Origin of the sequence: Variovorax paradoxus, from assembly GCF_000834655.1 — a bacterium.
Classification (GTDB): domain Bacteria; phylum Pseudomonadota; class Gammaproteobacteria; order Burkholderiales; family Burkholderiaceae_C; genus Variovorax; species Variovorax paradoxus_F.
Map to the genome: position 1 here is coordinate 57,942 of NZ_JXQQ01000048.1, position 12,938 is coordinate 70,879.

At 68.1% G+C, this 12,938-nt stretch carries 11 protein-coding genes; 2 read left to right on the forward strand and 9 right to left on the reverse strand.

Translation table 11 applies throughout. The features are described from left to right. Nucleotides 1-2: 2 nt before the first annotated feature. The 4 genes from minD to RT97_RS20565 all read right to left on the reverse strand — a co-directional run bounded on the left by minD (nt 3) and on the right by RT97_RS20565 (nt 3,815). A complete protein-coding gene (gene minD, locus RT97_RS20550; RefSeq protein ID WP_042580671.1) occupies nt 3-818 on the reverse strand; it encodes a septum site-determining protein MinD in 816 nt (271 codons plus the stop codon). 52 nt (nt 819-870) lie between these two features. Beyond that, nucleotides 871-1,638 (reverse strand): septum site-determining protein MinC, encoded by a 768-nt coding sequence (gene minC, locus RT97_RS20555; RefSeq protein WP_042580672.1) that lies wholly within the window; start codon nt 1,636-1,638, stop codon nt 871-873. Nucleotides 1,639-1,851: 213 nt separating this feature from the next. Continuing rightward, nucleotides 1,852-3,135 carry a solute carrier family 23 protein gene (locus RT97_RS20560; RefSeq protein ID WP_042580673.1) on the reverse strand — a complete coding sequence of 428 codons (1,284 nt, stop codon included), beginning with the start codon at nt 3,133-3,135 and terminating at the stop codon, nt 1,852-1,854. 257 nt (nt 3,136-3,392) lie between these two features. Then, on the reverse strand, nt 3,393-3,815 hold the full coding sequence (locus tag RT97_RS20565; RefSeq protein ID WP_042580674.1) for a hotdog fold thioesterase: 423 nt from the start codon (nt 3,813-3,815) through the stop codon (nt 3,393-3,395). A 93-nt stretch (nt 3,816-3,908) separates the two neighbouring features. Between RT97_RS20565 and RT97_RS20570 the strand changes: the two genes are divergently transcribed. Continuing rightward, nucleotides 3,909-5,240 carry a hypothetical protein gene (locus tag RT97_RS20570; protein ID WP_042580675.1) on the forward strand — a complete coding sequence of 444 codons (1,332 nt, stop codon included), beginning with the start codon at nt 3,909-3,911 and terminating at the stop codon, nt 5,238-5,240. Nucleotides 5,241-5,250: 10 nt separating this feature from the next. On the opposite strand, the gene RT97_RS20575 is transcribed toward RT97_RS20570, so the two are convergent. From RT97_RS20575 to RT97_RS20590, 4 genes are all read right to left on the reverse strand, one after another. Continuing rightward, nucleotides 5,251-7,059: an ABC transporter ATP-binding protein gene (locus tag RT97_RS20575; RefSeq protein ID WP_042580676.1), complete on the reverse strand. Its 1,809-nt coding sequence runs from the start codon at nt 7,057-7,059 to the stop codon at nt 5,251-5,253. A 290-nt stretch (nt 7,060-7,349) separates the two neighbouring features. After that, nucleotides 7,350-8,735, reverse strand: a complete 1,386-nt coding sequence (locus RT97_RS20580; RefSeq protein WP_042580748.1) for a tripartite tricarboxylate transporter permease — start codon at nt 8,733-8,735, stop codon at nt 7,350-7,352. Next, nucleotides 8,735-9,193 (reverse strand): hypothetical protein, encoded by a 459-nt coding sequence (locus RT97_RS20585; protein ID WP_042580677.1) that lies wholly within the window; start codon nt 9,191-9,193, stop codon nt 8,735-8,737. Before RT97_RS20585 ends, RT97_RS20580 begins: the two co-directional genes overlap by 1 nt. Before the next feature lie 92 nt (nt 9,194-9,285). Beyond that, a complete protein-coding gene (locus RT97_RS20590) occupies nt 9,286-10,572 on the reverse strand; it encodes a hydroxymethylglutaryl-CoA reductase, degradative (RefSeq protein ID WP_042580678.1) in 1,287 nt (428 codons plus the stop codon). Nucleotides 10,573-10,709: 137 nt separating this feature from the next. Here RT97_RS20590 and RT97_RS20595 point away from each other — a divergent pair, with 137 nt between their 5' ends. After that, complete coding sequence (locus RT97_RS20595; RefSeq protein WP_155403851.1) at nt 10,710-12,092, forward strand: PLP-dependent aminotransferase family protein; 1,383 nt, start codon at nt 10,710-10,712, stop codon at nt 12,090-12,092. Nucleotide 12,093: 1 nt separating this feature from the next. Here RT97_RS20595 and RT97_RS20600 read toward each other — a convergent pair whose 3' ends face one another. Continuing rightward, a complete protein-coding gene (locus RT97_RS20600; RefSeq protein WP_080898374.1) occupies nt 12,094-12,876 on the reverse strand; it encodes a crotonase/enoyl-CoA hydratase family protein in 783 nt (260 codons plus the stop codon). Nucleotides 12,877-12,938 lie beyond the last annotated feature (62 nt).

The following is a 12,938-nucleotide window of genomic DNA, read 5'->3' on the forward strand; positions in this document are numbered from 1 at the left end:
GCCTACTTGCTCCCGAAAATCCGCTTGAAGAAGCCCGGCTTCTCGGCGTCGACGAAGCGCATGGGCTTCTCTTCACCGAGAAACCGCGCCACCACGTCGCTGTAGGCCTGCGCCACGTCGGTGTCCTTGTCGTGGATCGCCGGCACGCCCTGGTTGGAGGCATGCAGCACGCTTTCCGACTCGGGGATCACACCGATCAGCTTGATGCGCAGGATGTCCTGGATGTCTTCCAGCGAGAGCATCTGGCCGCCCGCCACCCGGTTCGGGTTGTAGCGGGTGATCAGGAGGTGCTCCTTGATCGGGTCGCCGCCGTCCTTGGCGCGCTTGGTCTTGCTGCTGAGCATGCCCAGGATGCGGTCCGAGTCGCGCACCGAGGAGACCTCGGGGTTGGTCACCACCAGCGCCTCGTCGGCGAAGTGCATCGCCATCATCGCGCCGGTCTCGATGCCTGCAGGCGAGTCGCAGACGATGTATTCGAAGTCCATCGCGGCCAGGTCGTTCAGGATCTTCTCGACGCCTTCCTGCGTGAGCGCTTCCTTGTCGCGCGTCTGCGAGGCGGCCAGCACGAAGAGGTTCTCGCACTGCTTGTCCTTGATGAGCGCCTGGCTCAGGTTGGCCTCGCCTTGAATGACGTTGATGAGGTCGTACACCACGCGGCGTTCGCAACCCATGATCAGGTCGAGGTTGCGCAGGCCCACGTCGAAGTCGATCACGGCCGTCTTCTTGCCCGCGAGCGCGAGGCCGGATGCGAAGCTGGCGCTCGTGGTCGTCTTGCCGACGCCACCCTTGCCCGAGGTCACCACCACAATTTTGGCCATGGCCATTCCTTCTTGTTTCGATTCTGTTGTTGGTTTCAGAGCGCCGCGTCCGTCAGGGGATCGCGTCGATCACTAGCTTTTTACCGTCCAGCCGCACCTGCGCCGACTTGCCTAGCACCGGATCCGGCAGCGGCACTTCGTTGGTGCGGTAGATGCCGGCGATGGCCACGAGCTGCGCTTCCATGCAGGTCGAGAAGATGCGCGCCTCGGTGTTGCCGCGAGCGCCCGCGATCGCCTTGCCGCGCAGCGGCGCGTACACATGCACGTTGCCGTCGGCGATGACCTCGGCGCCGAAGCTCACCACGGCCGTGACCACCACGTCGCCGCCCCGGGCGTAGACCTGCTGGCCCGAGCGCAGCGGCTTGTCGATCAGCAGGGTGCCGTTGGCCGGCACCGGCACTTCGCGCACGATCTGCGGGGCTTCGGCCGGCGCCTCGGCGGGCGGGGCCGGCGGCCGGGGCGCGGGGGCCGAGGGCATGGCCGCCACCGAAAGCCCGGCGGCGCGCGCCGCGGCATTGTGGGCGTCGTTGCCGCCGCGCACCGCGATCGGCTGGGTCTGGTGGCGGGCCAGCAGGCTGCGCAGGGCCGCGAAGTCGAGCTCGGCGGCGGCTTCGCCTTCTTCGTTCTGCTCGGGCAGCTGCGAGAGGTCGATCACCACCGGCTCCTGCTCGAAGAAATCGGGCGAGTCGGCCAACTGGGCGTCGAGCGCCTCGGCCAGCACGTCCAGGTCGGACGTCTTGAGGATCACTGCAATCAGCGGCAGCGTGGCGCTCTTGAATTCGAAAACCGCCTTGGTGCGCGCGGCGGAGACATCGGCCATTGGGAAAACGTCGGTGCGAAAGCGTTGGAGTCTAACGGGCGCGGGCTTCCGGGCGGTGACCGGGCCCGCCTTCAACCGCCCGGGACAACACTTCTTGCACGACGTTTCATCTTTGTACTTTTCCGGGTATACCGCGGAATCGGCTTTGCCGGGCCGCCGGCATCGCCCCCTGCAAGGGGGTAGGAGGCCACACGAAGTGGGCAAGCCTGGAGGTCAGTTTTTTGTTTTGCCGAGCAATGCGTAGAGGATGATCGCCCCGAAAGTCGCGGTACCGATGCCGCCCAGCGCGAAGTCGCCGAACTTCAGCGTGAAGTCGCCCGTGCCGATGATCAGCGTGATCGCCGCCACGATCAGGTTCTTGTTCTGCGAGAAGTCGACCTTGTTGTCGACCCAGATCTTGGCGCCCGCGATGGCGATCAGCCCGAACACCACGATGCTCACGCCGCCCATCACCGGCAGCGGAATCGCCTGGATCAGCGCGCCGAACTTGGGGCTGAAGCCCAGGACGAGCGCGATGACCGCCGCCACCACGAACACCGCCGTCGAGTAGATGCGGGTGGCCGCCATCACGCCGATGTTCTCGGCATAGGTGGTTACGCCCGTGCCGCCGGCGGCGCCGCTCACCACCGTGGCGATCCCGTCGCCGATGAAGGCGCGGCCCATGTAGGGGTCGAGGTTGCGGCCGGTCATGGCCGTCACCGCCTTCAGGTGGCCGAGGTTTTCCGCCACGAGGATGATCGCCACCGGCGCGATCAGCAGCATCGCGTTGGCCGTGAACACCGGCGTGGTGAAGGTCGGCAGGCCGAACCAGGCCGCGTTGGCGATGCCGCTCAGGTCCACCGGCTTGCCCATGCCCAGGATGTTGGTGAGCACCGCATAGACGACGGTGGCCAGGATCAGTCCGACCAGGATCAAAAGGCGCTGCAGCATGCCCCGCGCGAACACCGCCACCAGGCCCACGCACAGGAAGGTCACGGCCTGCATCCACGAATCGAAGTTGCTGGCCGCCATGTTCTTGATCGGCACGGCCGCCAGGTTCAGGCCGATCACCGCCACCACCGCGCCGGTGACCACGGGCGGCATGAAGCGCTCGATCCAGCCCGTGCCGATGGCCTGCACCAGCGCCCCGATCAGGATGTAGACCACCCCGCAGGCCACGATGCCGCCTAGCGCCACCGCGATGTTGGCATTCGGCCCCTTGCCAGCATAGCCGCTGGCCGCGATGACCACGCCGATGAAGGCGAAGCTCGAGCCCAGGTAGCTGGGTACCTTGCCGCCGGTGACGAAATAGAAGATCAGCGTGCCGATGCCGCTCATCAGGATCGCGATGTTGGGGCTGAAGCCCATGAGGATCGGCGCCAGCACCGTGGCGCCGAACATCGCGATCACGTGCTGGATGCCCATCGCGCCGGTCTGCAGCCAGGGCAGCCGCTCGTCGGGGCCGATGACGGCGCCGTTGGCCAGCGCGGACGCCGGTCGTTCAGTCCAGTTGAACATTGCTTATCTCCTCTTGTTGGTTGTGGCGGTGCGCCCGTGCGCGCTCCGGGGCGTGATTGTGGGCGATGAACCCCGCCCTGAACACACCCGCAAGAGAAGAAGATGGCAGGGCCGCCCGGCCCGTCGTGCCCGGCTCAGAAGGGGTGAATAAACCGTAGCGAGCGGTTCGAGCTTGCGCCTAGGACCGGAGCCCTACTTTGTACGGTGAGGACCGCGGGTGCGAGAGCGGACCGCGCAGCAGGTTTGTTCGCGCCTTCTCAGCGCGGCTGCAGCACCGCCATCGTGATTCGCGACACGCAGGTCAGTTCGCCCGCCTCGTTCGTCAGGTCGATCTGCCAGACCTGCGTGGTGCGCCCCCGGTGCACCGGCCGCGCGGTGCCGATGACCCAGCCGCTGGTGACCGACCGGATGTGGTTCGCGTTGATGTCCAAGCCTACGGCGCGGTCGCCCTCAGGGGCCGAGTAATGCGCGCCGCAGGAGCCCAGCGTCTCGGCCAGCACCACCGACACGCCGCCGTGCAGGATGCCGTAGGGCTGGCGGGTGCGTTCGTCTACGGGCACGCGGGCGCGGATGAAGTCGTCGCCCACCTCCAGGAACTCCATGCCCAGCGTGGACACGGCCGTGCCGACGTGGTTGCGGGTCAGTTCTTCGACGGAGATCTCTTTCTTCCAGATACGCATTCGGTTCTTTCGGGTTCTTTCGGGGGCAGGTTCCAGAAACTATAGCGATGGCGGCTGACAACCGCAGTCGCCTTTGCGTGCTAACTTGGGACGATGAAGCATCCCCTGCGCCGCTGGCTCATCGGCATCGCCGCCGTCCTGCTGCTCGGCATCGGCGCGCTGGTGTGGTTCGTGAGCTCGCGGCTGCCCAGCGACGAGGAGGTGGCCGCCCGCATTTCGGAGGGTTTCGAGCAGCGCTTCGGCGTCGGCCTGAAGGTGGGCAGCGCCCACTGGGCCCTGCTGCCGACGCCGGTGCTGGTGCTCTCGGACATCGCCACCGACCAGCCTCGCCCCATCACCCTGCGCCGCGTGGCGGCTCAGCTCAAGCTCTCTGACCTACTGCACCGCGTCATCGCCGTGGACGAGCTGCAGATCGAAAGCCTCGTGCTGCCGCGCGAGTCGGTGCGCGCCTTTCGCGGCAAGGGCCCCAAGCCGCACGAGGGCGGCAACGTCATCGCGCTGCCCGCGCCCTGGACGCTCGCGCCGGTTCCACTGGAGCAGGTGCGCTGGCGCGACGTGGTCTGGATTGACCGGCGCGACATCGCGCTCGCCTACGACGGCGAGATCGCCTTCGACACCCACTGGCGCCCGCGCCAGGCCCGCGTGGAGCGCGCAGGCGCGACGCCGCCCGCGCGGCTGCGCCTGGACCGCGAAGCCGGGCAGGACCGCTGGCGCACTCGCATCGACGTGGGCGGCGGCACGTGGAACGGCGTCGCGCTGTTCGAGACGCCGGCCGAGGGCAAGCTGCGCATCTCGGCCGAGCTCGATCCGCGCGATGTGGACATCCAGGGGCTGGTGCAGGCCTTCGACCGCCGCGCATCGGTGGCCGGCAAGGTCTCGGGCCACACCACGCTCAAGGTCGAGGCCGACGAGGTCGGCGACTTCATGCGTGCGCTGCACACCCGCACCACCTTCACGGTCAAGCCGGCCACGCTCACCAAGCTGGACATCGCCAAGGCCGTGACCACCGCCGGCATCAGCCGTGGCGGCACCACGTCGCTGGACGAACTCTACGGCACGCTCGACACCCAGGGCACCGAGGACGGCATCGTGATGCGCTACACCAACCTCAAGGCGCGCTCGGGCGTGCTCACCGCGAGCGGCAACCTGCGGCTCTTCAATCGCAAGATGGAGGGCGACATCGCGGTGGACCTGGTCGACGGCGTGGTCGGCGTGCCGCTGAAGATCGGCGGCACCGTGAGCGACCCCGAGGTGTCGCTGACCGGCGGCGCCCTCGCAGGCGCGGCGGTCGGCAGCGCGGTGCTGCCGGGCGTGGGCACGGCCATCGGCGCGCGCATCGGCCAGCAGGTGGAAAAATTGTTCGGCGGCGGCGAGCCCGAGAAACCGGCGCCCAAGTTGCGCAAGCCGCCGGCGTCGCAGCGCTGACGGGTTACTGTCAGGCGGGCTCGGCCTCGCCCGGTGGTTCTGCAATGACGACGGGCTCGACATCTGGCACGCGCGGCACCGGCCGCTCGCCGATCTGCTGGCGCCACATCGCGTAGTACAGCCCCTTGCCTTCGAGCAGCGCGGCATGCGTGCCGCTCTCGACGATTCGGCCTTTCTCCAGCACGTGGATCGTGCCCGCATGCATGATCGTCGAGAGCCGGTGCGCGATGAGGATGGTGATCTGCGTGCTGCGCGCCGAGATCTCGCGCACGGTGGTGGTGATCTGTTCTTCCGTGAGCGAGTCGAGCGCGGAGGTGGCCTCGTCGAAGATCAGGAGCCGCGGCTCCCGCACCAGCGCCCGCGCGATCGACAGCCGCTGCTTCTCGCCGCCCGAGAGCTTCATGCCGCGCTCGCCGATGGGCGTGTCCAGCCCCTCGGGCGAATTCTCGGCCAGGTACGCGCACGAGGCTTGCCGCATGGCTTCGAGGATCTCCTCGTCGGTGGCGTCGGGCTTCACCAGCTGCAGGTTCTCGCGGATCGTGCCGGCGAAGAGATGCGTCTCCTGCGTCACGAAGCCGATCTGCCGGCGCGCCTGGTTGTAGCGCAGGTCGCGCGTGGAGATGTCGTTGTAGAACACCTCGCCGCTCGCGGGCGTGTACAGGCCCACGAGCAGCTTCACCAGCGTCGACTTGCCCGAACCCGAGGGCCCGACGAAGGCGATGGTGTCGCCCAGGCCCGCCTCGAAAGACACGTCGTCGAGCGCGTTGTCCGTCGCGCCCTTGTGGCGAAAGCTCACGTTGGCAAAGCGCAGGTGCGTGACCGGCCCGATGCTGATCGGCGACTCGGGCCGCCGCTCGATGGGCTTTTGCATCAGCGCCTCGAAGTTCAGGAGCGACGCCTCGGCCTCGCGGTACGCCAGGATGATGTTGCCCAGCTCCTGCAGCGGCGCGAAGATCGCGACCGAGATGAACTGCATCGCGATCAGCTCGCCCGTGCTCAGCACGTCGCGAAAGATCAACCACAGCAACGCGAACAGCACCGCCAGCTTCAGGAGGCTCAGCGTGGTGCCCTGCAGGAACGACAGGAGGCGGATGCGCTTCACCTTCTGCATCTCGAGCGCGAAGATGCGCGTGGTCTGCGCCTGCAGCCGCCGGATTTCCGGAAAGGTCAGTCCCAGGCTCTTGATGAGTTCGATGTTGCGCAGCGACTCGGTGATGAAGCCCGAGTTGCGATTGGTCTCGCGCGTGATCGAGCGCTGCTGGCTCTTGATCTCGCGGCTCAACAGGCCCGTGAGCCCGCCCAGCACCAGCACGCCGATCAGGAACACCGGCACCAGCAGCCAGTGCTTGGTCACCGCGTACCAGACCAGGAACCCGATGCCCACGATGGCCGCGAAGGCGGTGTTGATGAAGGCGTTGATGAAGCGCTCGCTGTCCGCGCGCACCTTCTGCAGCATCGAGAGCGTTTCGCCGCTGCGCAGGTCCTCGAACTCGGGGAACTTCAGGCGCAGCAACTGGCGCAGGCCGTCGTTGAAGATCTGCGTACCGAACTTCTGCACCACCAGCCGCGTGATGTATTCCTGCAGCGCCTTCGCAAGCCGCGACGCGATCGCCACGCCGACCGCGAGCGCCAGCAGGCGCAGCACGCCCGAGACCAGTTCCTGCTCTGTCTTGCCGTCGCGGTGGATGGCGTACCGGTCGATGATCTTGCCGAAGATGATCGGGTCGACCAGCGCCAGCACCTGGCTGATGCCTGCCAGCAGGAGGGCGAGCAGTGCGAGGCGCGCGTGCGGCCGCAGGTAGGTCCAGAGGATGTGCATCGCGCCAGTATGCGATGCGGTTGTTCGGGGCGTGTGCGCAGGCCACCGGGTACTCCCCTCCGCGAATGGCCCCCGGCTTCGCCTCCTCCTTGATTTCGCTGCGGGGAGCACCCGATGCCCTGCGCACCTGGACGCGCTGCCGGTGTGCGGCCGATCAACGACTGCACTGATAACGATCACGCCGATGGGGTGCCTTGCGCAGCGAAATCAAGGAGGAGGGCGAAGCCCGGGGGACATTCGCGGAGCAAGGTACCCCGTCGGCGTGATCGCCGCCCCGGAACAATCCAGGCCTACGAAAACGCCTTGATCACCGCAGGCACCGTCAGCACCGCCGTGTAGTAGCCCATGAACTGCACGCCGGTGTTGAAGCCGATGGCGCGCGACAGCAGGCCGCCGAGCAGGCCCATCGTGAGGATCACCAGCAGCCCGAGCAACTGGCCTTCCCACACGCTGATCACCACGATCAATCCGACGAAGGTCGCGATGATCGCCTCGTGGCTCACCTTGCGCGAGACGAACAGCGCCGCGCGGCGTGCGAAGTTCATCGTGAACGGATAGGCCACCAACGCCGCGAGCACCACGGCCAGCATGCCGTAGCCGAGGAATTCCCAATGGTTCAGCAGGTTGTGCAGGTTGTGCGTCTGGCCCGTGGCCGAGTCGATGGTGAACACCGGCGGCGCGTTGAAGAGCGGCGCGGCCGGGCCAGCGGCGACGGGGCTCAGCGGCAGGCCGATGGCGATCAGCGGGATCAACGCCTCGGCGATGTAGGTGGCCTCCGTCACGCCGTTGCGCGCGGCCAGCGTGGTCGTGAGGCGGTGGTATGCGTGCCTGATGCGCGAACCCACCAGTTCGCCCAGCACCACCGTCATCGCGACCGGGCTGAACACGAAGGTGGCGCTGGAGATCGTGGCGGTCGCGAAGGTCCACTTCACCTGCGTGCGGTCGAGCACCTTGAACGGGTTCGGGAAGTAGCCCGTCCAGCCCTTCACGTCGGGCGCGAGCGAGAAGGTGCGGACCTTGTCGCGCTTCATGCGCGCACGCGCCGCGGGCGAGATCACCGAGAAGAGGTCGGCCACCAGCGGCCCGATGGCGATGCCGAGGAAATAGCTGATGCTGAGCTTCACGCCGTATTTGCCGGTGAGCGCCTGCAGCGCCACGATCACCATCACGAACGGCACCAGCGTGGCCACCGACGCCCAGCGCCCGCTCGAGAAGTAGGCGATGGCCACGGCGGCCACCACGAAGATCCACGGCGCCGCCTTGGTGATGGCCGCGCCGTAGGGCGCGAGCAGCACCGCGAACAAGACGGCCAGCGGCACCGCGATGAAGGCCGCGATGATCGCGCCCGACACCATCTTGCGCAGCGCGATGTGCGGCACGCCCAGGTTGCGCAGCACGTTCGCGTCCTGCAGCAGCGGCGTGGCCATGGTGTCGCCCGGAATGCCCAGGAGCGCGGTGGGCACCGCGTGCGTCATGTGCTTGGCCACGGCGGCGGCCAGGAAGAAGGTGAACACGCCTTCGGGCGGCACGCCCAGCAGCACCACCAGCAGCGTGAGCGGCGCGAGCGTGGTGGTTTCGTCGGTGCCCGAGACGAGGCCGATGGCCGCGAACACGATGGCCCCCACGAGGCCCATGCCGGTGGCCACGAGGATCTGGTTGAAGAGGGCGGCTTCGATCACGGTGCGGCTCCTTCAGTGCTGCGGGCGCGGGGCTTGTACGACGCGAACAGGTCGTAGATTTCGAGCTCCTTCATCTCGCGCACCACCGACGGCGGCAGGTCGTTGACCGAGCCGAGGTCGCCGTGCTCGCCGGCCAGTTCGGACAGTACTTCCTCGCGCCAGCGCGGATCGGGGTCCGTGCCCTCGACCACCTCGCGCTTCGGCGCGAAGAGCTTGGCGCAGATCAACCCCGAGACGACGCAGCCGCCGAGGCCCGCGAGCATCGCATAGGCACGCGCCAGCTCGGGCGTGCTCACCGCGCTTGCGAGCAGGCGGCTCGCCACGAGGTAACCCGCGAGGCTCACCGCGACGCCGATGACGATCGACCACGCGAGATGGCCGAGGTCGGCCGTGTCGCCCCATATCTCCACCAGCCGCCAACGGGCGGAGGCGGGCGTTGCAGTGTCTGCGTTCATGTGTGATGTCTCCGTCTGTGGTTATGTGACGGCCACGCTCGTGGCCGCCGCGGTATCGGCCGCGGTCCGTGTGCGGGCATTCCCCGCGTTGCTTACTTCTTGCGCAGCGCTTCGAGCAGCGCCACCGCGCGGTCGGTGCGCACGTCGTGCTCGGCGGCCATCTGTTTGGCGATGCTGTCGATCTCGTCGCCCGTGGCGCCCGCGACCAGCGCGATGTTGCGGGCATGCAGCGCCATGTGGCCGCGCTGGATGCCTTCGGTGGCGAGCGCGCGCAACGCGCCCAGGTTCTGTGCAAGGCCCACGGCAACGGCGACTTCGCCGAGCTCCTGCGCGGACTTCACGTCGAGGATCTTCAGTGCGAGCCGTGCGAGCGGATGCGTCTTCGTCGCGCCGCCCACGAGCCCCACGGGCATCGGCATCTCGATGGTGCCGACGAGTGCACCCGTGGTGTCCTTCTCCCACGTGGTGAGCGACGTGTAGCGCCCGCTGCGGCAGGCATAGGCATGTGCGCCGGCTTCCACTGCGCGCCAGTCGTTGCCGGTTGCGACGATCACCGGATCGACGCCGTTCATGATGCCCTTGTTGTGCGTCGCCGCGCGGTAGGGGTCGACGGCCGCGAAGGTGTACGCATCGATCACGCCCTCGACCACCTCTTCGCCGCTGCGCTCGCGCGTGGCCAGCACGGCCGGTGCGAGCCGCACGCGGGCACGCGCCAGCCTGAGGTCCGCCAGGTTCGACAGGATGCGAAGGCGCACCGTGCCGCCCGTGAGCTTCTCGACCAGCGGCGACACCGCCTCGGCCATGGTGTTGACGGTGTTCGCGCCCATCGCGTCGCGCACGTCGACGACGAGGTGCATCACCACCATCGCGCCGCGCGGCGTGTCGCCGAACACATGCACCTCGATGTCGCGGCAACCGCCGCCCAGGCCGATCAGCACCTTGTCGCGGCTGTTCGCCACGGCGAGGATCTCGTCGCGCGCCCGCAGCAGCGCGAGCCGCGCGCCGTACGGGTCGGTGATGCCGATCACCTGCACCTGCGCGCGCATCAGCGGCCCGGTGCTCGAGGCCTCGAAGCCGCCGCCTTCGCGCGCCAGCTTGGCCATGAACGACGCGGCGGCCACCACCGAGGGCTCTTCCACCGCCATCGGCACGAGGTAGTCGCGCCCGTTCACCGTGAAGTTTCCGGCCACGCCCAAGGGCAGCTCGAAGGTGCCGATCACGTTCTCGACCATGCCGTTGGCGCGGTCCACGGCGAGCGCGCCGGGCTGGGCGAGGAGGGCCACTTCGTCGTCGGTGAGCGATGCGGCCTTCGCGATATGGGCGAAGCGCTGCGCGGGCGTGAGGGCACGGAAATTGGGAATGCGGGAGTCGGCGACCATCGTTGCTTGTCTCTTCGGAAGATGAATTCGGGAGCAGGCAATTTAGGTCGGCTGTACCGCCGGCGGAAGGCACAGTTTGGCGGGACAGTGCGGACAGTGGTCCGTGAAAGCGGCCTCCTGTGTCACAGTCTCGGCTCATGACCACGATCGCCGATTCGCTCGCCGACACCCTCGCGCGCCAGATCGCGAGCGGCGCCTACAAGGCCGGCGACAAGCTGCCGTCGCTGCGCGAGCTGGCGCAATTGCATGGCTATGCCAAGAACACCGTGGTGGCCGCGTTCGAGCTGCTGGTGTCGCGCGGCCTCGTCGAACCCCGCCGTGGCTCGGGGTACTTCGTGCTTGCGCAGTCGACGCCCAAGCCGGCAGAAGAAGACGCGGGCAGCCTCGGCCGTGCGATGGACATCGTGTGGCTCATGCGTGAGCAGCTCAAGACGCAGCCCGATGCGGTCGCGGTGGGCGACGGCTTTCCGCCCGTCGAATGGCTGGCCGATGTGCGCCTGGACAAGTACCACCCGAAGGTCGTGCGCACGGGGCTCGGTGCGCTCTTCCGCTACGGCAGCCGCTTCGGCTACGCACCGCTGCGCGACCACCTGGTGCGCAAGCTCGCCGACTTCGGCATCGGCGCGGAGCCCCGGCAGATCGTGCTCACGCACGGCGCCAACGAGGCGATGGACATCGTCATCCGCTACTTCGTGCCGCCGGGCGGCAAGGTGCTGGTCGACGACCCGGGCTACTACCCGCTCTTCGGCAAGCTCAAGCTCGCGGGCGCGCAGATGCTGGCCGTGCCGCGCCTGGCGGACGGGCCCGACCTCGATGTGCTGGAACAATTGCTCATCGCCGAGCGGCCGCGCCTCTTCTTCACGCAGTCGCTCGCGCACAACCCCACGGGCTCCGACATCTCGCCGGCCAAGGCCTTCCGCGTGCTGCAGCTCGCGCAGAAATACAACCTGCTGATCGTGGAGAACGATCCGCTGGCCGACTTCAAGCCGACGGCGCTGCCGCGGCTTTCGGCGCTCGACCAGCTGGAGCGCACGATCTACATCGGCAGCTTCTCGAAGTCGTTCTCCGCGGCCCTGCGCGTGGGCTTCATCGCCTGCGGTGCAGACCTCGCGAGCGATCTGGCCGACCTGAAGGCGCTGATCCACGTGAGCAGCTCGGAGTACAGCGAGCGCACGGTCGACGTGATCCTGAGCGAGGGCCACTACCAACGGCATCTCAACCGCCTGCAGACGCGCCTCGGCGAGGCCACGCGCAAGGCGTTGCAGCTGTTCGACTCGGTCGATGCGGAGGTCTTCGCGCGCACGCCGCAGTCGCTCTACATCTGGGCGGCGCTGCCCGGCGTGGCCGACTCGCTAACGTTCGCCAAGGAGCTGCTGCCGCGCAAGATCGTGATGGCGCCGGGGCGGATCTTCAGCGTCGATTCGACGCAGGTCTCGCGCTGGTCGCGCTTCAACGTCGGCGCCATGGCCGATCCGCGTTTCGCGAAGGCGCTGCGCATCGCGCTGCGGCGGCGCGCCTGAATCAGCGCTTGAAGGTGCCGTGCCGTCCTGCGCCGCCGGCAAAGCGCGCGGCGCCGGCTTCGCCTTCGGCAAAGACGATCGGCACCCCCTGGGCGCCTTCGCGCCGCAGCGCCTCGGCCAGCGGCAGGTCCCACTGCTCGCAGGCGGAGCGGCGGTCGGCCAGCATGCATTGCTGCGGGAAGGCGGCGATCTGCTGTGCCAGGTCCCGCGCCGCGGCGAGCGCGCCGCCCGGCGGCGTGACGCGGTTGACCAGGCCCATCGCCAGCGCCTCGCTCGCGGAAACAGGCCGTCCGGTAAGGATCATGTCCAGCGCCCGCCCCATGCCCACGATGCGCGGCAGCCGCACCGTACCGCCGTCGATCAGCGGCACGCCCCAGCGGCGGCAGAACACGCCGAAGACCGCATCGTCGTCGGCCACGCGCAGGTCGGCGAGCAACGCCAGTTCGAGGCCTCCCGCGACCGCATAGCCGTTCACGGCCGCGATCAACGGCTTGGACAGTGCCATGCGCGTCGGCCCCATCGGCCCGCTGCCGCCGCCTTCGGGGTCGAGTTCGTTGCGCTCGTCGGGGTTGCCGACGGCGCCCAGGTCGGCGCCGGCACAGAAGTGGCCGCCCGCGCCCGTAAGGATCGCCACGCGCAGGCCTTCGTCGGCCTCGAAGCGCTCGAACGCTTCGCGCAGCTCGGCGGCCACCACGCCGTTGACGGCATTGCGCTTGTCGGGGCGATTCAGCGTGAGGGTGCAGACCGGCCCATCCGACTCGCAGGTCACGTATTCCATGGTCATGGCCGCATTCCCCTCGAGGCAAAATTGATTGCTTGATCGCTCTCGGGTCATCGTAGGAAATA

Coding starts and splice junctions, on each gene's coding strand:
- minD (WP_042580671.1), bottom strand. CDS start 818: ATGGCCAAAATTGTGGTGGTGACCTCGGGCAAGGGTGGCGTCGGCAAG.
- minC (WP_042580672.1), bottom strand. CDS start 1,638: ATGGCCGATGTCTCCGCCGCGCGCACCAAGGCGGTTTTCGAATTCAAG.
- RT97_RS20560 (WP_042580673.1), bottom strand. CDS start 3,135: ATGTTCAACTGGACTGAACGACCGGCGTCCGCGCTGGCCAACGGCGCC.
- RT97_RS20565 (WP_042580674.1), bottom strand. CDS start 3,815: ATGCGTATCTGGAAGAAAGAGATCTCCGTCGAAGAACTGACCCGCAAC.
- RT97_RS20570 (WP_042580675.1), top strand. CDS start 3,909: ATGAAGCATCCCCTGCGCCGCTGGCTCATCGGCATCGCCGCCGTCCTG.
- RT97_RS20575 (WP_042580676.1), bottom strand. CDS start 7,059: ATGCACATCCTCTGGACCTACCTGCGGCCGCACGCGCGCCTCGCACTG.
- RT97_RS20585 (WP_042580677.1), bottom strand. CDS start 9,193: ATGAACGCAGACACTGCAACGCCCGCCTCCGCCCGTTGGCGGCTGGTG.
- RT97_RS20590 (WP_042580678.1), bottom strand. CDS start 10,572: ATGGTCGCCGACTCCCGCATTCCCAATTTCCGTGCCCTCACGCCCGCG.
- RT97_RS20595 (WP_155403851.1), top strand. CDS start 10,710: ATGACCACGATCGCCGATTCGCTCGCCGACACCCTCGCGCGCCAGATC.
- RT97_RS20600 (WP_080898374.1), bottom strand. CDS start 12,876: ATGACCATGGAATACGTGACCTGCGAGTCGGATGGGCCGGTCTGCACC.